The organism is Schaalia odontolytica (assembly GCF_005696695.1).
Classification (GTDB): domain Bacteria; phylum Actinomycetota; class Actinomycetes; order Actinomycetales; family Actinomycetaceae; genus Pauljensenia; species Pauljensenia odontolytica_C.
The window spans coordinates 1,256,842-1,277,107 of the sequence record NZ_CP040006.1 but is presented as its reverse complement, the minus strand read 5'-3'; the positions used below and the strand labels follow the sequence as shown (position 1 = coordinate 1,277,107).

Below are 20,266 nucleotides of genomic sequence, written 5' to 3'. Positions count from 1 at the left end.
ATGCGTCGAGCTAAGATTGTCTGCACTATTGGACCTGCCACTGAATCTCCTGAGCAGCTCCAGGCACTGGTGGACGCCGGCATGGATGTCGCGCGTATCAACCGGTCGCATGGAAAGGCTGAGGAACACGAGGCCGTCATTTCGCGCGTGAGGAAGGCGTCTGCGACGTCCGGCCGCGCGATCGCGGTTCTCGTCGACCTCCAGGGCCCCAAGATCCGCCTGGAGACGTTCCAGGACGGCCCCCAGGAGCTGAAGATCGGTGACACCTTCACCATCACGACCCGCGACGTTCCCGGCACCAAGGAACTCGTCGGTACGACTTTCAAGGGCCTACCCGGTGACTGCGCTCCCGGCGACCGCCTGCTGATCGACGACGGTAACGTCGCGGTCCGCGTCGTCGAGGTCACCGATACTGACGTCGTTACCCGCGTCGAGGTTCCCGGCATGGTGTCGGACCACAAGGGCCTTAACCTGCCTGGCGTCGCCGTCTCCGTCCCCGCCCTGTCCGAGAAGGACAAGGAGGATCTGCGCTGGGGTATCGAGCAGGATGCCGACTTCATCGCGCTGTCCTTCGTGCGCTCTGCCGAGGACATCAAGGACGTCCACGAGATCATGGACGAGATGGGCAAGCGCATCCCGGTCATCGCCAAGATCGAGAAGCCGCAGGCTGTTGAGGCGCTGGAAGACATCATCGAGGCCTTCGACGGCATCATGGTCGCCCGCGGTGACCTCGGTGTCGAGATGCCCCTCGAGGCCGTCCCGCTGGTGCAGAAGCGCGCGATCGAACTCGCTCGTATTGCCGCCAAGCCCGTCATCGTCGCGACCCAGGTCATGGATTCCATGATCAAGAACCCGCGCCCGACGCGCGCCGAGGCCTCCGACTGCGCCAACGCGATCCTCGACGGCGCCGATGCGGTCATGCTCTCCGGCGAGACCTCGGTCGGCGCGTTCCCCATCGAGACGGTGCGAACGATGGCCGCGATCATCGAGTCGACGGAAGAGAACGGCGGCGAGCGCATCGCCTCGATCCCCGGCTTCTACGCCGACCGCGCGGGCGTCATCTGCGAGGCCGCGGCGCGTATCGCCGAGCACATGGATGCTCGCTACCTGGTGACCTTCAGTCAGTCCGGCACCTCCGCGCGTCTGCTGTCGCGCATGCGTCGTCCGATTCCGATGCTTGCCTTTACGCCGCTCGAGTCCACGCGTCGCCGCCTTGCCTTGTCGTGGGGTATCCAGGCCTACCGCGTGCCCGAGGTGCAGCACACCGATGACATGGTGTGGCAGCTCGATCAGGTGGTTCAGTCTGCGCACCTGGCGGACATCGGTGATCAGCTGGTCATCGTTGCTGGTATGCCCCCGGGCATCGCCGGCTCCTCGAACATGCTGCGTATCCATGAGGTCGGAGATGAGGCCGACTACGCGATTGGCGGAACCCGCCACGCGTGAGATGCGTGAGTAGCGGGGGTGCCGGCGGCAAGCCGGTGCCCCCGCTCTTTTTGTGTTTGTTCACGTGGACAAAATGAAATCCGTGGAATAAAGTACTCGGATACACGTTGAGACACGTGGACGCCGCACCAACGACGGCGCGGCAGTGCAGCAGATCGCTGCCCGGCGTGATCAGGAATGCCTGTGCGAACAAAGCATGTTTTCTGGCGCGCCCGAATTGAAGAGGAGAAAGAGAAATGAATACGAAGATCCGGACCGTGTCGGTCCACGACACTCTGTTTGGCCGCGTGGCCAACAACCTGGAGGTCGGCCAGCTCTCACGTGCCGTTGAGCCGTGGTTCGCTGACTTCCACGACTCGAGGGTCAAGCAGGCGATTGCCGACCTTGACGAGCCGGCCCGCCGGGGCGCGGCTGCCGAGTACCTCGGTCTCGAACTGAGCGTCGTGGCCTGAGCCGTGACAAAGGGGCCGACAAGCTTTGCTTGTCGGCCCCTTGTTCGTCTGCGATTTTGCTATATCAATTTGTGCTACGCACGTCGCACACGTGCTGAATTGCCGGTACCATTAGGAGCACGTACTCCACTGGCGGTACCCCGAGTGGGATTCGAACCCACAACAAGCCGGGTTTGAGCCGACCGCCTCTGCCAGTTGGGCTATCGGGGCTTCGCGTGTGCGTGTCCCACAATAGAGCAGCTGAGCAAACCGATCAAACTGAGGAATATGACAATGAGTGAAGAGCAGGCTGAACCGCGTCGCGTCCTCGTCGCAGAAGACGAGGGGTTGATTCGTCTCGATATCGTTGAGACGCTCACCCAGGCGGGGTTCGAGGTCGTTGGCGAGGCTGCCGACGGTGAGGAAGCTGTCGAGCTGGCACTCGAGCTCGAACCCGATCTGTGCGTGATGGATGTCAAGATGCCGAAGATGGACGGCATCACCGCTGCGGAGAAGATCCTGCAGGAGCTGTCCTGCGCTGTCGTCATGCTGACGGCTTTCTCGCAGACGGAGCTCGTTGAGCGTGCACGCGACGCCGGTGCGATGGCATACGTCGTGAAGCCCTTTAGTCCCGCTGACCTGATCCCTGCCGTCGAGATCGCTCTGTCGCGTCACGCAGAGATCGAGTCTCTCGAGGATCAGATCGCCGATCTGTCGGATCGCTTCGAGACCCGCAAGCGCGTGGACCGCGCGAAGGGTCTGCTCATGAAGAACATGGGTATGAGCGAGCCCGAGGCCTTCCGCTGGATTCAGAAGACATCGATGGATCGTCGTCTGTCCATGCGTGAGGTTGCCGACGCGGTGATCAACCAGGTCGACGACTGAGTCATAGACGAGCGAATGGGGAGGGTCAAGTGACCCTCCCCATTGCTGTGCCCTGGCAACTCAGTCGTGGCTCGAACGCACCAGGATGCGGTTCGCCACGCGCGCGATGGAGATTAGTCGATCGGCCTCGTCGCGAATCTCCACGGTGTGGACGGTCGAGCTGCGGCCGAGGTGAACGGCGGTCGCGGTTGCAGTGATAATGCCCTCGCGTCCTGCACTGATATGGGAGGCGTTGAGTTCAGTCCCGACGGCGTAGGCCTGCTTGCCCGGGTTAGCTTCACGCGCATGAATCTGTGCGGCAAACGACGCCGCGGTCTCCGCGAGGGCAGCGGATGCGCCACCGTGGAGGATTCCGGCGCTCTGGCGGTTTCCATCGATGGGCATGGAGATCACGGTGCGTGACGCGCTGTGCTCCAGCACTTCCATGCCGGTGGCTTCCATCAGGGTGCCGGGCCAGTGGGCGCCGACCCAGCCGCCGCGTGCGAGCGGATCGGGTGAGGAAGAATGCGTGTGTTTCGTCTGGTGATCGTGTGTCATGGCATCTAGGGTGGCATGTGTGAGTGACACTGTGCTGATTATTGACGGCCATTCGATGGCTTTTCGTGCGTTTTATGCCCTTCCGCCGGATAACTTCGTGACGGCCACGGGCCAGCACACGAACGCCGTTTACGGCTTTGTCTCAATGCTGACGAGGCTGCTTGAGACCGAACGGCCGACGCATGTCGCTGTTGCTTTCGATGTGTCAAGGCACTCATTCCGTACCGAGGAGTATCCGGAGTACAAGGGGACACGTGATGCCACGCCCGAGGAGTTCAAGGGCCAGGTAGAGCTGATTCGCGAGGTGCTCGATGCGATGGGGATCGTGTCGCTCTCACGCGAGGGCTTCGAAGCGGACGACATTCTCGCGACGCTCGCCTACCGCGCCGGCAACGACGGTGCGAACGTGCTCGTCGTATCAGGCGACCGCGACTCCTTCCAGACGGTGACTGACAACGTCACGGTGCTGTATCCGGGGACGGGTCCCGGCGATCTGCGCCGCATGACTCCGCAGGCGGTGGAGGAGAAGTACGGAGTGCCGCCGCACCGCTATCCCGAGATTGCCGCAATCGTGGGTGAGACCTCGGATAACCTGCCCGGCGTTCCGGGAGTCGGTCCCAAGACCGCCGCACAGTGGATCAATAAGTACGACGGCCTGGACAACCTTTTGGCGCGTGCTGACGAAATCGGCGGTAAGCGCGGAGCGGCCCTGCGCGAACACATGGATGACGTCGTGCGCAACCGTCGCCTCAATCGCTTGCTCACTGACATGGACCTTGAGGTGTCGCCCAGTGATCTGGCCCGCCGCCCCACGGATGTCGCCGCCATCGATCGTCTCTTTGATTCTCTCGAGTTCGGCCGCCTGCGCCAGAAGGTGCGCGAGGTCGCAGGTATCGGCATGGGGGAGGGGCACGTCGACGAGACGCCCGAGGGTGTGGCCGAGGTGGAGATCTCGGTGTCGCTCGCGGATGCTTCCTGCGGCATTGCTCAGTGGGCTCGCGCTCATTCGACGCTCGCCGTGCTCGTTGAGGGAGATATGCGACCGACTCGCGGCGACGTCACCCGCCTTGTCCTCGCCTCCGAGAACGAGGCGCTCGTGATTGATCCCGTCGAACTGAGCCCCAAGCAGGAGGAAGCACTAGCCGAGGTACTCGCCACGGCCTCGTCCCTCATCGTGCACGACGCGAAGGGGACGCGCCATGCCCTTGCGTCGCGCGGCTGGACTCTCGGCGCCGTCGAGTGCGACACGATGCTGGCGGCGTACCTCGCGCATCCCGATCAGCGCTCCCACAAGCTGGAGGATGTGCTCTCGCGTGTGCTTGGCGTCGTGATCGAGGAAGAGGAGGGTGACTCTGAGGCTCTCTTCGATCTCGGCGACATGGGAGCTGGCCCGAGCGCCGCCCAGGTACGCGCCGGGAAGTTGGCCGCCCACCTTCACCCGCTCGCCTCGACTCTGCGCTCGCGCCTGGAGGAAAGCTCCGAGGGTGCGCTGCTCACCGACATGGAGATGCCGCTGTCGGTCCTGCTCGGTCAGATGGAAGACATCGGCATCGCTGCGGACACGTCCGTGCTGGACGGTCTATCCGACGAGCTCGGCAAGGCCGTCGACGCCGCGCGCGAGGGCGCGTGGGCTGCCGCCGGCCGCGAGGTCAACCTCTCCAGCCCCAAGCAGCTCCAGGAGCTCCTCTTCGACCATTTCGGCCTGCCCAAGACGAAGAAGACGAAGACCGGGTACACCACAAACGCCGAGGCCCTGGCAGACCTGCACGCGAAGACCGCGGACGAGGGGGGAGCGGGGCACGACTTCCTCGGATTCCTGCTCACCCACCGCGACCGCATCAAGCTCAAGCAGATGGTCGACTCCCTGTCCGCGACCGTCGCCTCCGATGGACGCATCCACACGACCTTCTCCCAGGTCGCCGCGGCCACGGGGCGCCTCGCGTCTTCCGATCCGAACCTGCAGAACATTCCCGCGCGCAGCGCCGACGGTATGCGTATCCGCGGCGCCTTCGTCGCTGGTGAGGGATTCGAGTCGCTCATGAGCGCCGACTACTCGCAGATCGAAATGCGCCTCATGGCGCACCTGTCGGGGGACGAGGCGCTCATTGAAGCCTTCAATTCCGGCGAGGACCTGCACCGCACGATGGCGTCCATGGTCTTCGGAACCCCGGTTGCCGAGGTGAGCGCCGAGGAACGGTCACGCATCAAGGCGACCTCCTACGGCCTCGCGTACGGCCTGTCCTCCTACGGCCTCGCCGCTCAACTTGGTATTCCCGTGCCCGAGGCCGCCGCCCTGCGCGATCGCTACTTCGAACGCTTCGGGAAGGTGCGCGACTACCTCGAGGGGCTTGTCGCCCAGGCGCGCGCCGACGGCTACACCCAGACCATGTTCGGGCGCCGCCGCTACCTGCCCGACCTGCGTTCCTCGAACCGTCAGCGGCGCGAGATGGCCGAGCGCGCCGCTCTCAACGCGCCCATCCAGGGCAGCGCTGCGGACATCGTCAAGATCGCCATGATGAACGTCGTCGACGCCCTGTCCGAAGCCGGCCTGAAGTCGCGCCTCCTCGTGCAGATCCACGACGAACTGCTCCTCGAGGTCGCGCCGGGCGAGGCGGCCGCCGTTGAAGCGATCGTCCGCGACAAGATGGCGACGCCCGTGGAACTCTCCGTTCCACTCGATGTTGCTGTCGGCATTGGCGCGTCCTGGCAGCTCGCCGCTCACTGACCGGCGGGACGACGCGACGCACGCCACGGAAAGTGTCGCCAAATTCGTCACATTTGCCCGTTAAAGGCTGCTAAACTGGTTCACGGTGTCTGGGGATGAGTGCATCCGCATTCGTCTCGGGGCGCCGGAACTGTCCATCTACTATCCAGTCCGTTTCGGAGAAACTACTACATGACCACCAACACGCCGCAGGTCGCTATCAACGACATTGGTTCGGAAGCAGACCTGATCGCAGCCATCGACGAGACCATCAAGTACTTCAACGATGGCGACATCGTCGAGGGCACTGTCGTCAAGGTCGACCACGACGAGGTCCTCCTTGACATCGGCTACAAGACCGAGGGTGTCATCCTCTCTCGCGAGCTGTCCATCAAGCACGACGTCAACCCCGACGACGTTGTCGCCGTGGGCGACCAGATCGAGGCGCTCGTCCTCCAGAAGGAAGACAAGGAAGGCCGCCTCCTCCTGTCGAAGAAGCGTGCGCAGTACGAGCGCGCGTGGGGCCAGATCGAGAAGGTCAAGGAAGAGGACGGCGTCGTTACCGGTACCGTCATCGAGGTCGTCAAGGGCGGCCTGATCCTCGACATCGGCCTGCGTGGCTTCCTGCCCGCCTCCCTCGTTGAGATGCGTCGCGTCCGCGACCTCGCCCCCTACATCGGTCGCGAGATCGAAGCGAAGATCATCGAGCTCGACAAGAACCGCAACAACGTGGTCCTGTCCCGCCGCGCATGGCTCGAGCAGACCCAGTCCGAGGTCCGCACGAACTTCCTGCACACCCTGCAGAAGGGCCAGGTGCGCTCCGGCGTCGTTTCCTCCATCGTCAACTTCGGCGCGTTCGTCGATCTCGGTGGTGTCGACGGCCTGGTTCACGTCTCCGAGCTGTCCTGGAAGCACATCGACCACCCGTCCGAGGTCGTCGAGGTTGGCCAGGAAGTCACCGTCGAGGTTCTCGACGTCGACATGGATCGCGAGCGCGTCTCCCTGTCGCTCAAGGCCACCCAGGAAGATCCGTGGCAGGCATTCGCCCGCACCCACGCCATCGGCCAGGTTGTGCCCGGCAAGGTCACCAAGCTGGTCCCCTTCGGCGCGTTCGTCCGCGTCGAGGACGGCATCGAGGGCCTCGTCCACATTTCCGAGCTGGCTCAGCGTCACGTCGAGCTGCCGGACCAGGTCGTCAAGGTTGGCGAAGAGGTCTTCGTCAAGGTCATCGACATCGACCTCGAGCGTCGCCGCATCTCCCTGTCCCTCAAGCAGGCCAACGAGGGCGTGGATCCGACCTCCGAAGAGTTCGATCCTTCGCTCTACGGCATGGCTGCCGAGTACGACGAGAACGGCAACTACAAGTACCCCGAGGGCTTCGATCCGGAGACCCAGGAGTGGATGGAAGGCTTCGACGCTCAGCGCGAGGCTTGGGAAGCCCAGTACGCCGAGGCTCAGGCCCGCTGGGAGGCCCACAAGGCTCAGGTCCGCAAGGCCCTCGAAGAGGACGCCGAAGCGGCTCCCTCCATCGAGGAGCAGGCCTCCTACTCGACCCCGGTCGACAACGAGGGCACCCTTGCTTCCGACGAGGCCCTGGCCGCGCTGCGTGAGAAGCTGACGAACAACTGAACCAGTCTTTCGACTGAGCTTCGACTCGTCAGTTCACGCAAGTGAACGCATGAGTGGTGGTCCCCAGGTTTTCCTGGGGGCCACCACTTTTTTGTGTGGTTGTTGCGCCGCCAGATCTCCGGCTGCCGCGAGGCTCTCCCGCTGGGTGCGGGGCTGCTTGTGGCCCCACGGGTGTTCCGGGCGCCGGAGGCCCCGGCCGCCCGCGAGGCTAGGCGTCCTCACTTCGTTCGGAGCCGCGCCTCGAAGCCCGCCCGTGCCCTCCGGTCCCTCCGGCGCCCTCCACACCTGTGGGGCCAGGCCCCGCCGCCGCCCACGTGCGCCTCAGCCAGGCTCTAGCGGCCCGTGGGCCGTACACTCGTTGCGCTTAGGTAGCCGAACGCTTCATCACTGCCACATCGATGCACGCGCCGATCGCCGCCGCGATGACCGTGGGGAGGATCCAGCCAAGCTGGTTCGCCTGGAGCGGGCTCCACATGAGCACCGCATTGATGTGCTCGGGGTAAACGCTGACATGAGCCAGCGTCGTCGCCGCCGACCACGCCGCCGCCATCCAGGTGCCCAGTCGGAACGTCCACAGCGCCGGGGTGGCCAGACGCAGCGGGTGGGTTGCGATCGTCAGGAAGACGATGGTGATCGCGATGGGGTAGAGGAACGTGATGATCGGTACCGCGATGGCGAGCACCGAGCTCAGTCCCGCCGAAGCCAGCACGAACGAGATAATCGTGAAGACAATCATCCACGCGCGGTAGGAGATGGCCGGGAGCAGGCGGTGGAAAAATTCGGAGGTCGCTGCGATCAGGCCGACCGCCGTCGTCATGCAGGCCGTCAGCACGATGAGGCCAAAGACGATCTGCCCGGGCCATCCCATCGTCATCTGGGCGGCATCCGCGAGAAGCGTCGCGCCGTCACTGTAGCTCTGAGCATTCGGGATCACGTGACCGATGAGTCCCAGGCCCACGTAGACGACGGCGAGCAGCGAACCCGCGATAATGGCCGCCGTCGAGGTCCGGCGCACGACCTTTGCCCCGATACCGCCCCCGGTGTGTCCGAGCGATGTGACGACGATGATGCCGAAAGCCAGAGCGGCGATCGAGTCCATCGTCATGTAGCCCTCGAGTAGGCCCGCCGCCAGGGGATTGGCAGCGTACTCTCCGGTCGGAGCGTCATGCGAAGCAGGCAGCGACGCCAGGCACAGGAAGACGAGGAGGACGAGAAGCCCGAGCAGGATTGGGGTGAGGATCTTGCCGAGGTTGTCGATGATTGTGCCGGGATTCCAGCACAGATAGAACGCGATGCCGAAGAAAATGAAGCTGAAGATGATCGACGCGGTCAGTGACTTCGTGCCGATGAGAGGTGCGACGGCGGTCGAGAACGATACCGCACCCGTACGCGGGAGCGCGTAGAAGGCACCGATCGACAGGTACACCATGACGGAAAAGACGATCCCGAAAGATGTGCCGGCGCGGCTCACGAGGTCGCGCATGTCGGTGCCCGACAGTGCGATCGTGATGATGGAGATGACCGGCAGCGCGACGCCGCCGATCAGGAAGCCGATCATCGCGGGAGCTAAGTTTGTTCCTGCGGACGCGCCCATGATCGGCGGGAAAATGAGGTTACCTGCGCCGAAAAACATTGAGAAAAGCGTCAGAGAGGTCGCGATGAGGACGGCGGTGCTGCTTGAGCGTCCCGCGGAATCGTCATTGACTGTCTGCGTCACTGCTACTCACTTGATGGTGTGGGTTCTATAACAGCCCCAATTCTTGCATGACGACCACAAAAAGCAACAATTGGCGAGCTACCCTGTGGGTGTGAATACGACTCTGAGTTGTGGGGCTTGCACGGCGACCCTCATTCGTCCGATCGGTGCGCCTCACACGCAGGGACCGCGCCGAATTATTGCGGTCAGCGGAGGCATCGGTTCAGGTAAGACCGCCGTGACGCGTGTCTTCGCATCTCGGGGTGCGGTGACTGCGGACGCCGATGCTATCGCACGGCAAATCCTCGAACCGGGCGAGCCAGCGCTGAGCGAGGTCGCGCGCGCCTTCGGAGGCGACCTGTTGAAGGAAGACGGGAGTCTGGACCGGGCGCTCCTGGCCTCCCGGGTCTTCGGAGGCGAAGGAGCCTCTGAGCGCGTCGCTCGGCTCAATGCCATCACCCACCCCCTCATTGAGGCGCGCGCGTGGTCGATCCTGCGTGGAGCCCCGGAAGGAAGCCTCGCGGTCTACGACATTCCGCTTCTTATCGAAGGGGACCACGCGGATCGCTTCGACGCGGTCGTCATCGTGGACGCACCCATCGAGGAACGTGTTAAGCGTCTGGCGGGCAGGGGAGTTGCGCCCGAGGACGCGCGTGCACGTATCCGCGCCCAGGCCTCGTCGGAGGAGCGTCGGGCCATCGCCACGATCTGGATCGACAATGAGGGTAGCTCCGACGACCTCGAGGCAGTCGCGCGCCTCGTTTATGAGCGTTGGCTGACCCCGGACGCTCCCGTCACTGATTGACGAGGCCGGGGCACTCCACGCTCGTCGCGAACCCGTGCGCTTTGTGCGCGCAGCTCCAGTGCCTGGGCGGTAGCGTAGGAGCGTGAGCAATAACGTCGTGACCCGCCACAACAAGCCTTTCGAGGCCATCTCTCCCTATACGCCGTCGGGCGACCAACCCAAGGCGATCCGGGAGCTGGCTGCGCGCATTCGAGACGGCGAACAGGACGTCGTCCTCATGGGCGCGACGGGCACGGGTAAGAGCGCGACCACCGCATGGCTGATCGAGGAGCTGCAGCGTCCCGCTCTTGTCCTTGAGCCGAACAAGACGCTTGCCGCCCAGCTCGCGGCCGAGTTCCGCGAGCTGCTTCCGAACAACGCCGTCGAGTACTTCGTCTCCTACTACGACTACTACCAGCCCGAGGCATACGTGCCCCAGACGGACACCTTCATCGAGAAGGACTCCTCGATCAACGACGAGGTTGAGCGGCTGCGCCACAGTGCCACGAACTCGCTGCTCACGAGGCGTGACACGGTCGTTGTCTCATCGGTGTCCTGCATCTACGGCCTCGGTACTCCCGAGGAATACGTGGCCCGCATGATCGAGCTCGAACGCGGCATGATCATCGACCGCGATGCGCTGCTACGCCGCTTCGTGGCGATGCAGTACGTCCGCAACGATATGGCGTTTACGCGCGGTACCTTCCGCGTGCGCGGCGATACGATCGAGATCATCCCCGTGTACGAGGAACTCGCGATCCGCATCGAGATGTTCGGCGACGAGATTGATTCCCTCGCGGTGCTACACCCCCTCACGGGCGACGTGATCGACCAGGTCGACCACACCTACCTGTTCCCGGCCTCGCACTATGTGGCCGGCGAGGAGCGTATGAAGAAGGCGATCGCCTCCATCGAGGACGAGCTCGATGATCGCCTCGCGTGGTTCCGCGGCCAGAACAAGCTGCTCGAGGAGCAGCGCCTGCGCATGCGCACCACCTTCGACCTGGAGATGCTCAAAGAAATTGGCTCATGCTCGGGCGTCGAAAACTACTCTCGCCACATCGACGGGCGCGGACCCGGCACGCCTCCGCACACGCTGCTGGACTACTTCCCCGACGACTTCCTGCTCATCATCGACGAGTCGCACGTGACCGTCCCGCAGATCGGCGCGATGTTCGAGGGAGACATGTCGCGTAAGCGCACCCTCGTCGACTACGGGTTCCGCCTGCCCTCCGCGATGGACAACCGTCCTCTTAAGTGGGATGAGTTCACCGAGCGCATCGGACAGACCGTCTACCTGTCGGCGACCCCCGGCCCCTACGAGCTCGAGCGCTCCGATGGTGTTGTCGAGCAGATCATTCGCCCGACGGGCCTCGTTGACCCGCTCGTCGTCGTCAAGCCCACCGAGGGCCAGATTGACGACCTGCTGGAACAGGTGCGCGTGCGGGTCGAACGCGACGAGCGCGTCCTGGTCACCACCCTGACGAAGAAAATGGCCGAGGAGCTCACGACCTACCTCGCCGAGCGCGGCGTCAAGGTCGAGTACCTGCATTCCGACGTCGACACCCTGCGCCGCGTCGAGCTGCTGCGCGAGCTGCGCCTGGGCACCTTCGACGTGCTGGTCGGCATCAACCTGCTGCGTGAGGGCCTCGACCTACCCGAGGTCTCCCTCGTGTCGATTCTTGACGCGGACAAGGAAGGCTTCCTGCGCTCCACCCGCTCGCTCATCCAGACGATCGGCCGCGCCGCCCGAAACGTGTCCGGTGAGGTCCACATGTACGCGGACAACATGACGGATTCCATGAACGAGGCCATCTCGGAGACGATGCGTCGTCGCGAGATCCAGATCGCCTACAACAAGGAACACGGTATCGACCCGCAGCCACTACGCAAGAAGATCTCCGACGTGACCGACATGCTCGCCCGCGAGCAGGTCGATACGCAGACCCTCCTTGAGGGCGGGTACCGCAAGGAGAAGAGCAAGAGGGAGCGTAGTGACGCGACTGGTGGCGGCCGTGCCGTGACATCGGGTCAGCGCGCCGAGGCCGAGCTCGCCGAACTTATCGAGGAGCTGTCCGCCCAGATGATGACCGCCGCTCAGCACCTCCAATTCGAGGTCGCGGCGCGTCTGCGCGACGAGATCGAAGACCTGAAGAAGGAACTGCGCGCCATGAAGCGCGCCCACTGACGCCGAACCCGCCCCGGTTGCCTGTCGGCGCGGGGCAACCACGGCCTCGTCATAAGCGCCCGGTGGGAATCGCGACCGACGCCACGTCGCACGTGGGGACGTGACACGAGGTGCACCGACTAGGATGGAAGCGTTAGCGGAGGGGAGTACTCCCACCAACAGTGGCGTCGTCATCACGACGGCCCGCCCACGCGGCGCGGCCTCCGGCGTCACCGGCCAGGATTTCCTGGCGGGAGGAGACCTCCGGTACCCGACTCGTACCGGAGGCCCCACGTATGCACGTGCACGCCCTTGCCTGGATCGTCCTGGCTGGCATCATCCTGACCATGATCGTTGTCGACACCGTCGGCCATGTCCGCACACCCCACGAACCCACGCTTAAGGAAGCGACCTGGTGGTCCGTCGCCTACATCGCGATCGCCCTTATTTTCGGCGCCATCGTCTGGGCGGTCTGGGGACCCCAATACGGCCAGGAATACCTCGGCGGTTACATCACTGAAAAAGCGCTGAGTATCGACAACCTTTTCGTGTTCGTCATCATCCTGTCCACCTTCCGCGTACCCAGGAAAAACCAGCAGGAGGTGCTGCTCGCCGGCATCATCATCGCCCTGGTTCTGCGCCTCATCTTCATTCTGGCGGGCGCCGCGCTCATCGAAAACTTCTCGTGGGTCTTCTACCTGTTCGGCGCGTGGCTGCTGTGGACAGCGATCAGTCAGGTCCGCGAAGGCTCCAGCGATGACGACGACGAGGAGTACCGCCCGCCGTCAATCGTGCGCTGGGTGTCGAAGGTCGTGCCCGTCACCGACGGCTTTATCGGCTCGCGTATGCTCTACCGCCACGGCGGCCGCACCTACATCACGCCGATGCTGCTGTGCGTCATCGCGATCGGTACCGCCGACGTCATGTTCGCCGTCGACTCGATCCCCGCGATCTACTCGCTGACCTCCGAGGCGTACCTGGTGTTCGCTGCCAACGCGTTCTCACTGCTCGGCCTGCGCCAGCTCTACTTCCTCATCGATGGCCTGCTCGACCGCATCGTGTTCCTCCACTACGGCCTTGCCGCGATTCTGGGCTTCATCGGCTTCAAGCTGATCAACCATGCGCTGCACACCAACGAACTGCCGTTCATCAATGGCGGCCACGAGGTATCCGCGATCCCCGAGCCGTCCATCGCGTTCTCCCTGGGCTTCATCGTCGTGACGATCCTGGTCACGGTCGTGGCTTCCCTCGCGGTTTCCAGCAAACGGCGCGCGTGACGTGAGTGGACCGTGGGACAGCGGTAAAATTCCATGGACGGATAGTTAAGAGGTACTCATGGTTGTTCACCCGTGGGCGTGGGGCATTCTGGCCCTCGTTGCCATCGGTCTGGTCGCGCTCGATTTCCTCGGGCATGCCCGTAATCCCCATCCGCCGACGGCTGCCGAGGCGGCTCGCTGGACGCTGTTCTACGTGGGATTGGCAGCCGTCTTCGGCGTCGGAATCTGGCTGACGAACGGGTGGCTGTACGCCCAGGAGTTCTACGCGGGATGGGCGATGGAATGGTCGCTGTCCGTGGACAACCTTTTCGTGTTCATCCTGATCCTGAAAGCGTTCCGGGTGCCGCGAGAGAACCAGCAGAAGGCGTTGCTTTTCGGCATCGTTATCGCACTGCTGCTGCGCCTTGTGTTCATTCTGCTGGGTGCTGCGCTGGTGGCGCGCTTCTCCTGGGTGTTCTTCATTTTCGGCGTGTGGCTGCTGTGGACTGCTTTCTCGCAGATCAAGGAGACCGTGACAGGTGGCGGCGACGACGAAGAATACGAGGAGAACGCTTTCATCCGCGTCGTACGCCGAGTCCTGCCCATCACGGACGGCTTTATCGGCGACCGCATGCTGTACCGTCACGGTGGTCGCACGTACCTCACCCCGCTGTTCGTCGTCGTGCTGGCCTTGGGATCCGCCGACCTCATGTTTGCCTTCGACTCGATTCCCGCGATCTTTGGTATCACCTCGCAGGCGTTCCTGGTGTTTGCGTGCAATGTGTTTGCACTCATGGGGCTGCGACAGCTGTTCTTCCTGGTGGACGCGCTCCTCGGAAAGCTCGTGTACCTGGGTTACGGCCTCGGCGTCATTTTGAGCTTTATCGGTATCAAGCTGATTCTTGAGGCCCTGCATGCCAACACGCTGCCGTTTATCAACGGCGGCCGCGGGCTCGAGTGGGCGCCGGAGATTTCGGTGTCAGTGTCGCTGGGAGTCATCGTCGTGACTCTCGTGGTCACCGTGATTGCGTCGCTGGTGCGCAGCGCGATGGACGAGGAGGGTGCCGATGAGCGCTGACAGCCTGACGATCGATGAACATGGCCTGAGCGCCGCCGAGGTCGCTGAGCGCGTCGCGCGCGGAGCGGTCAACCGGGTGAAGGACCGTACGTCCCGCTCGGTGACGTCGATTATTCGAGAGAACGTGCTGACGCTGTTTAACGCGATCATCGTCGCGGCGTCGGTCATCGTGCTGCTGTTCGGCGACCTGCGTGATGGTATTTTCGGCGGCGTGATGATCATCAACGCGGTGATCGGCATCGTGTCTGAGCTGCGTGCCAAGCGAACCCTCGACTCGCTCGCTATCGTCGATGCTCCGCAGGCGACCGTCCTGCGTGACGGCACGCTGTCGGTCGTCCCAGCACGTGACGTCGTGCTCGACGACGTCATCGATCTGACGCTTGGCGATCAGGTGAGCGTGGACGGTACGGTCCTGTCCTCGGCGGGCCTCGAAATCGACGAGTCGCTGCTGACCGGCGAGTCGCGCCCCGTGAAGAAGAAGCAGGGCGACCAGCTGTTGGCCGGCACGAGCGTCGTCGCGGGTGCTGGCCGCATGGTGGCCACGGCTGTGGGTGAGCGCGTTTACGCGCAGGGCCTGTCCGAACAGGCGCGCGCCTTCACGCGTACGGTCTCGGAGATCCAGACGTCGATTAACCGGGTGCTGCAGGTTGTCTCCGTCATGCTGCTTCCGATCGTCGTCCTGACCTTCTACTCGCAAAATCGCATCGCCGGCGGACACGGGGGAGACTGGCGCGAGGCCCTCGTGCTCTCGGTCGCCTCGGTGATCGGCATGATCCCGCAGGGCCTGGTGCTCCTGACGTCCATGAACTTCGCGATCGGCTCGGCGACGCTGGCACGCCGGGGCGTGCTCGTCCAGGAACTTCCTGCCGTGGAGGTCCTTGCGCGCGTGGACTGCCTGTGCCTCGACAAGACGGGCACGCTGACGACCGGCGGTATTCGAGTGCGTGGCGTTGAGGTCGTTTCCGGTGACGAGGCCGTGGTCCTCCGGGCGCTGGCAAGCGCAGCGAGCGACCGCACCAACGCGACGGCGGAGGCCATCTGGGAGCACCTGGGCGAATCTGAGTGTTCCGGCGCGTCCGAGCGGATCGAGTGGTCCGTCCCCTTCTCCTCGGCCCGCAAGTGGAGCGCGTGGGGGAGCGGGAGCGAATCCTGGATCCTCGGCGCCCCTGAGTTCGTCATCGACGAGGCCTCGGCCGCCAACGCCAAGCTCCTCGCGAAGGTGCGCGGCATCGCCCAGGAGGGCTCCCGCGTGGTCGCCCTTGTCCACGCCGACGAGGCTGTGGTCGATGACGAGCTTCCTGCACGCCGTTCGGTTGCCGCCCTCGTGGTCCTCGAGGAGGACCTGCGCCCCGACGCTGCAGAGACGCTCGACTACTTCCGCTCGCAGGACGTGCACGTCCGCGTTATTTCGGGTGACAACCCGACGACGGTCGGCGCGCTGGCCGCGCAGGCAGGCCTGACCGCGCCCGACGGCACGCCCGCGCGCCTCATGGACGCGCGTGACCTGCCCGAAGACCTGACCTCTGAGGCATTCATTGACGCGATCGAGAACCACGACGTGTTCGGTCGCGTGACTCCCGAGCAGAAGCGCGCGATGGTCGGCGCGCTCCAGGCACGCGATCACTGTGTGGCCATGACGGGCGACGGTGTGAACGACGCCCTCGCGCTCAAGGACGCCGACCTGGGTATCGCGATGGGCAACGGTACGCAGGCCACGAAGGCGGTCGCGCAGATTGTCCTCGTGGATTCGAAGTTCTCGGTGCTGCCGGGTGTTCTCTCGGAGGGGCGCCGCATCATCGCCAACATGGAACGCGTGTCCTCGCTGTTCCTGGCCAAGACCACGTATGCCGCCGTGCTCGTCATCGTGACGGCCCTGGTCGGCTGGCGTTACCCGTTCCTGCCCCGCCAGTTCAGCTACATCGACTCGCTGACCATCGGCATTCCCGCGTTCTTCCTGGCCCTGTGGCCGAACCCGCGCCGCTACGTGCCCGGATTCCTGAAGCGCACGCTGTCGCTCGCGATGCCCACGGGCATCATCCTCGCGTCGGCCGCCCTCACCGCCTTCGGCATCGTCGACGGACCCCCGCAGGCGCGCGAGTCCACGGCCGCGATCCTCTCCCTCATGCTGGGCGCCATCTGGCTTCTCGTCATCACGTCGCGCCCGCTCTCGACCTGGAAGTGGGTGCTCCTGGTCAGCGTCATCTCCGCGACCGTGGGCGGCGTGCTCATTCCGCCCGTGCGCCACTTCTTCTCGATGGTCGCGCCGAGCGGATACGAGTGGCTCGTCATCGCGTGCGTCGGTGCCTGCGCGGCCCTCCTCGTCGAGGTTGCTCAGCGCATCTTCTACGCGCGCCAGTTCGCCCGCTCACTCGAAGGCTGAGAGCGCTCGATACGAGTTGAGGCCGGTGCCGGGTGCGAACCCGGCCCCGGCCTCGAACGTTTACGTGAATCAGAACGCCCGGATGACGGGGTTCCACTCGCGGATGAGGCGCGCCTGGATGACCTCGGCGACGTAGAAGGGATCCTCGTTCAGGATGCGCTCGACGTCGGCCTGGCTCTCGGCGTTGATGAGGATCAGGGCGCCGGGGATCTCGCCAACGAGGGGGCCGGACGCGATGTTGATCCCCTGCTCGAGCAGGCCGGACAGGAACGCGCGGTGCGTTGGGCGAACCTCGTCCATGGTCTCGGTCATCGAGGGGTTGTACACGTATTCAACTGCGTAGAATGCCATAGCCCAACACTAGCCCTGATCCGCGTTTTTGCCTAGAGGGCAGCTAGGATCGAGGGGTGCATGACAAGCTAATCATCCAGGGTGCTCGCGAACACAACCTCAAGGACGTGAACCTTGAGCTGCCCCGCGACTCCATGATCGTCTTCACCGGCCTGTCCGGATCCGGTAAGTCCTCCCTCGCCTTCGACACGATTTTCGCCGAGGGACAACGCCGCTACGTGGAGTCACTGTCCTCGTATGCGCGCCAGTTCCTCGGACAGATGGACAAGCCCGACGTGGACTTCATCGAAGGCCTGTCGCCCGCCGTCTCCATCGACCAGAAGTCGACCTCGCGTAATCCGCGCTCGACCGTCGGCACGATCACGGAAATTCACGACTACCTGCGTCTGCTCTACGCCCGCGCGGGCGTGGCGCACTGCCCCGAGTGTGGGGCACGCATTCAGGCACAGACGCCTCAGCAGATCGTCGACCGTGTGCGCACGATGGACGAGGGAACTCGCTTCCAGGTGCTTTCCCCGGTCGTGCGCGGCCGTAAGGGCGAGTACCAGGACCTCATCGACGAGCTGCGCTCCGAAGGCTACACGCGCGCGATCATCGATGATGAGTTGGTTCGTCTCGAGAACGCACCCAAGCTCGAGAAGAAGCTCAAGCACACGATCGAGGTCGTCGTCGACCGTCTCGTCGTTCGCGAAGGCATGCGCCAGCGCCTCACCGACTCCGTCGAGACCGCCCTGCGCCTGTCGGATGGACTCGTCGTCATCGACTGCGTCGACCTGGACGCCGACGATCCCGAGCGTCGCCGCCGCTTCTCCGAGAAGCGCGCGTGCCCCAACGACCACCCGCTGATGCTCGACGAGATCGAGCCGCGCACCTTCTCCTTCAACGCGCCCTACGGTGCCTGCCCCGACTGCGCGGGCCTCGGCTTCCGCCTCGAGGTCGACCCCGACCTGGTCGTGCCCGACGAGGAACTCTCCCTCGCCGACGGCGCAGTCATCCCCTGGAACTCGAACTTCAAGTACCACAAGAAGCTCCTCGAATCCCTGTCCAAGGAACTGGGCTTCGCGATGGGCACCCCGTGGAAGTCCCTGCCCAAGAAGGTCAAGGACGCGGTCCTGTACGGCAAGGACTACGAGGTCACGGTCAAGTTCCGTAACCGCTGGGGTCGCGAGCGCTCCTATACGACGGGCTTCGAGGGCGCCGTCAAGTACATCGAGCGCAAGCGCGAGGAAACCGAGTCCGCGGCAGTGTCCGAAAAGCTCGATTCCTACATGCGCGAGATCCCGTGCCCGACGTGCCACGGCGCGCGCCTCAAGCCCGAGGTTCTCGCCGTGCGCATCGGCGACAAGTCGATCGCGGAACTGTCCGACATGTCAATCGCGGACGCTCGCGCGTTCCTCGCAGACGTCGAGCTCGAGCAGCGTGCCCGCTCGATTGCCGCGCCTATCCTCACGGAGATCGAGGCCCGCCTGGCCTTCCTCGTCGACGTTGGACTTACCTACCTGACGCTGTCGCGCGGAGCGGGCACTCTTTCGGGCGGCGAGGCGCAGCGTATCCGCCTGGCCACGCAGATCGGCTCCGGCCTCGTCGGCGTCCTGTACGTCCTCGACGAGCCTTCGATCGGCCTGCACCAGCGCGATAACCGCAAGCTCATCGCCACCCTCGAGCGCCTGCGCGACCTTGGCAACACGCTCATCGTCGTCGAACACGACGAGGAGACGATGGAAGCCGCCGACTGGATCGTCGACATCGGCCCCGGTGCCGGTGAGACCGGCGGCTGGGTCGTGCACTCGGGCCCGCTCTCGGAGCTGCTGAACAACCGCAAGTCGCTGACCGGCCAGTACCTGTCAGGCAAGCGCCGCATCGTCCTGCCTCCGACCCGACGCCCGATCGACAAGAAGCGCGTCGTCACGGTGAAGGGCGCACGCGAAAACAACCTAAAGAACGTCGACGTGTCCTTCCCGCTCGGCGTGCTCACCGCCGTCACCGGCGTGTCCGGTTCCGGCAAGTCGACGCTGGTCAACGGCATCCTGTATCGCACCCTGGCCTCGCGCCTTAACGGCGCGCGCATGGTGCCCGGCCGCCACCGCACGATTACGGGCATCGAGCAGCTCGACAAGGTCGTGCACGTGGACCAGAGCCCGATTGGCCGGACGCCGCGCTCGAATCCGGCGACCTACACCGGCGTGTGGGATCAGATCCGCAAGCTCTTCGCTGAGACGCAGGAGGCGAAGGTGCGCGGTTACGGTCCGGGACGCTTCTCCTTCAACGTCAAGGGCGGGCGCTGCGAGTCCTGCAAGGGCGACGGCACCCTGAAGATCGAGATGAACTTCCTGCCCGACGTCTACGTGCCCTGCGAGGTTTGCCACGGCGCCCGCTACAACCGCGAAACCCTCGAGGTCGAGTACAAGGGCAAGACCGTCGCGGATGTCCTCGACATGCCGATCGCCGAGGCCGCGCAGTTCTTCGCACCGATCTCGCGCATCGCCCGCCACCTCAACACGCTCGTCGAGGTCGGCCTGGGCTATGTGCGCCTCGGCCAGAGCGCGACGACCCTGTCGGGCGGCGAGGCCCAGCGCGTGAAGCTGGCCTCCGAGCTGCAGCGACGCTCGACCGGGCGTACGGTGTACGTGCTCGACGAGCCCACGACCGGCCTGCACTCCGAAGACATCCGCAAGCTCCTCCTGGTGCTCCAGTCGCTCGCTGACAAGGGCAACACGGTCATCGTCATCGAGCACAACCTGGATGTCATCAAGAGCGCCGACTGGATCATCGACATGGGTCCCGAAGGCGGCGCTGGAGGCGGCACGGTCGTCGCGCAGGGTACGCCCGAAGAGGTCGCGAAGGTTGAGGAATCCTTTACCGGCCAGTACCTCGCCGAGGTTCTCGCGAAGGAGGCCGCGCGCGACGCAGCTGCCCAGTAGC

Annotated in this window: 14 protein-coding genes and 1 tRNA gene; 11 read left to right on the top strand and 4 right to left on the bottom strand. The window is 64.4% G+C overall.

Going from position 1 to position 20,266, the window contains the following annotated elements:
• Both pyk and FBF35_RS05620 read left to right on the top strand, forming a co-directional pair.
• Positions 1 to 1,446, top strand: a complete 1,446-nt coding sequence (pyk, locus tag FBF35_RS05625; RefSeq protein WP_082632888.1) for a pyruvate kinase — start codon at positions 1 to 3, stop codon at positions 1,444 to 1,446.
• A gap of 236 nt (positions 1,447 to 1,682) precedes the next feature.
• Positions 1,683 to 1,898 carry a hypothetical protein gene (locus FBF35_RS05620; protein WP_007588076.1) on the top strand — a complete coding sequence of 72 codons (216 nt, stop codon included), beginning with the start codon at positions 1,683 to 1,685 and terminating at the stop codon, positions 1,896 to 1,898.
• 136 nt (positions 1,899 to 2,034) lie between these two features.
• Here FBF35_RS05620 and FBF35_RS05615 read toward each other — a convergent pair.
• Positions 2,035 to 2,108: transfer RNA gene (locus tag FBF35_RS05615), tRNA-Leu, on the bottom strand.
• Between the two features lie 63 nt (positions 2,109 to 2,171).
• Between FBF35_RS05615 and FBF35_RS05610 the strand changes: the two genes are divergently transcribed.
• On the top strand, positions 2,172 to 2,762 hold the full coding sequence (locus FBF35_RS05610; RefSeq protein WP_007588074.1) for an ANTAR domain-containing response regulator: 591 nt from the start codon (positions 2,172 to 2,174) through the stop codon (positions 2,760 to 2,762).
• 60 nt (positions 2,763 to 2,822) lie between these two features.
• Here the strand turns inward: FBF35_RS05610 and FBF35_RS05605 are convergent, their stop codons facing one another.
• Positions 2,823 to 3,299, bottom strand: a complete 477-nt coding sequence (locus FBF35_RS05605; protein WP_060567336.1) for a PaaI family thioesterase — start codon at positions 3,297 to 3,299, stop codon at positions 2,823 to 2,825.
• Between FBF35_RS05605 and polA the strand changes: the two genes are divergently transcribed.
• Positions 3,298 to 6,024, top strand: a complete 2,727-nt coding sequence (polA, locus tag FBF35_RS05600; protein WP_187348935.1) for a DNA polymerase I — start codon at positions 3,298 to 3,300, stop codon at positions 6,022 to 6,024. The genes FBF35_RS05605 and polA overlap by 2 nt on opposite strands.
• A gap of 171 nt (positions 6,025 to 6,195) precedes the next feature.
• A complete protein-coding gene (rpsA, locus tag FBF35_RS05595) occupies positions 6,196 to 7,632 on the top strand; it encodes a 30S ribosomal protein S1 (protein WP_003792472.1) in 1,437 nt (478 codons plus the stop codon).
• Between the two features lie 364 nt (positions 7,633 to 7,996).
• Here rpsA and brnQ read toward each other — a convergent pair whose 3' ends face one another.
• Complete coding sequence (brnQ, locus tag FBF35_RS05590) at positions 7,997 to 9,349, bottom strand: branched-chain amino acid transport system II carrier protein (RefSeq protein WP_082632887.1); 1,353 nt, start codon at positions 9,347 to 9,349, stop codon at positions 7,997 to 7,999.
• 91 nt (positions 9,350 to 9,440) lie between these two features.
• On the opposite strand from brnQ, the gene coaE reads away from it, so the two are divergent.
• The 5 genes from coaE (at position 9,441) to FBF35_RS05565 (ending at position 16,993) form a co-directional block, all read left to right on the top strand.
• On the top strand, positions 9,441 to 10,133 hold the full coding sequence (gene coaE / locus FBF35_RS05585) for a dephospho-CoA kinase (protein WP_410060423.1): 693 nt from the start codon (positions 9,441 to 9,443) through the stop codon (positions 10,131 to 10,133).
• A gap of 82 nt (positions 10,134 to 10,215) precedes the next feature.
• Positions 10,216 to 12,300, top strand: a complete 2,085-nt coding sequence (uvrB, locus tag FBF35_RS05580) for an excinuclease ABC subunit UvrB (RefSeq protein WP_060567334.1) — start codon at positions 10,216 to 10,218, stop codon at positions 12,298 to 12,300.
• Positions 12,301 to 12,575: 275 nt separating this feature from the next.
• Complete coding sequence (locus FBF35_RS05575) at positions 12,576 to 13,556, top strand: TerC family protein (protein ID WP_060567333.1); 981 nt, start codon at positions 12,576 to 12,578, stop codon at positions 13,554 to 13,556.
• A gap of 58 nt (positions 13,557 to 13,614) precedes the next feature.
• Positions 13,615 to 14,613 (top strand): TerC/Alx family metal homeostasis membrane protein, encoded by a 999-nt coding sequence (locus tag FBF35_RS05570; RefSeq protein ID WP_060567332.1) that lies wholly within the window; start codon positions 13,615 to 13,617, stop codon positions 14,611 to 14,613.
• On the top strand, positions 14,603 to 16,993 hold the full coding sequence (locus tag FBF35_RS05565) for a cation-translocating P-type ATPase (protein ID WP_060567331.1): 2,391 nt from the start codon (positions 14,603 to 14,605) through the stop codon (positions 16,991 to 16,993). The genes FBF35_RS05570 and FBF35_RS05565 overlap by 11 nt, the downstream gene beginning before the upstream one ends.
• A gap of 69 nt (positions 16,994 to 17,062) precedes the next feature.
• On the opposite strand, the gene FBF35_RS05560 is transcribed toward FBF35_RS05565, so the two are convergent.
• Positions 17,063 to 17,344 carry a YciI family protein gene (locus FBF35_RS05560; protein ID WP_003792462.1) on the bottom strand — a complete coding sequence of 94 codons (282 nt, stop codon included), beginning with the start codon at positions 17,342 to 17,344 and terminating at the stop codon, positions 17,063 to 17,065.
• 56 nt (positions 17,345 to 17,400) lie between these two features.
• On the opposite strand from FBF35_RS05560, the gene uvrA reads away from it, so the two are divergent.
• Positions 17,401 to 20,265, top strand: a complete 2,865-nt coding sequence (gene uvrA / locus FBF35_RS05555) for an excinuclease ABC subunit UvrA (protein ID WP_060567330.1) — start codon at positions 17,401 to 17,403, stop codon at positions 20,263 to 20,265.
• Position 20,266 lies beyond the last annotated feature (1 nt).

Bases quoted from the DNA above. Each gene is read 5' to 3' on its own strand.
- FBF35_RS05565 (WP_060567331.1), top strand. From the start codon at position 14,603: ATGAGCGCTGACAGCCTGACGATCGATGAACATGGCCTGAGCGCCGCC.
- FBF35_RS05560 (WP_003792462.1), bottom strand. From the start codon at position 17,344: ATGGCATTCTACGCAGTTGAATACGTGTACAACCCCTCGATGACCGAG.
- pyk (WP_082632888.1), top strand. From the start codon at position 1: ATGCGTCGAGCTAAGATTGTCTGCACTATTGGACCTGCCACTGAATCT.
- FBF35_RS05570 (WP_060567332.1), top strand. From the start codon at position 13,615: ATGGTTGTTCACCCGTGGGCGTGGGGCATTCTGGCCCTCGTTGCCATC.
- FBF35_RS05605 (WP_060567336.1), bottom strand. From the start codon at position 3,299: ATGACACACGATCACCAGACGAAACACACGCATTCTTCCTCACCCGAT.
- FBF35_RS05575 (WP_060567333.1), top strand. From the start codon at position 12,576: ATGCACGTGCACGCCCTTGCCTGGATCGTCCTGGCTGGCATCATCCTG.
- FBF35_RS05610 (WP_007588074.1), top strand. From the start codon at position 2,172: ATGAGTGAAGAGCAGGCTGAACCGCGTCGCGTCCTCGTCGCAGAAGAC.
- rpsA (WP_003792472.1), top strand. From the start codon at position 6,196: ATGACCACCAACACGCCGCAGGTCGCTATCAACGACATTGGTTCGGAA.
- polA (WP_187348935.1), top strand. From the start codon at position 3,298: ATGGCATCTAGGGTGGCATGTGTGAGTGACACTGTGCTGATTATTGAC.
- FBF35_RS05620 (WP_007588076.1), top strand. From the start codon at position 1,683: ATGAATACGAAGATCCGGACCGTGTCGGTCCACGACACTCTGTTTGGC.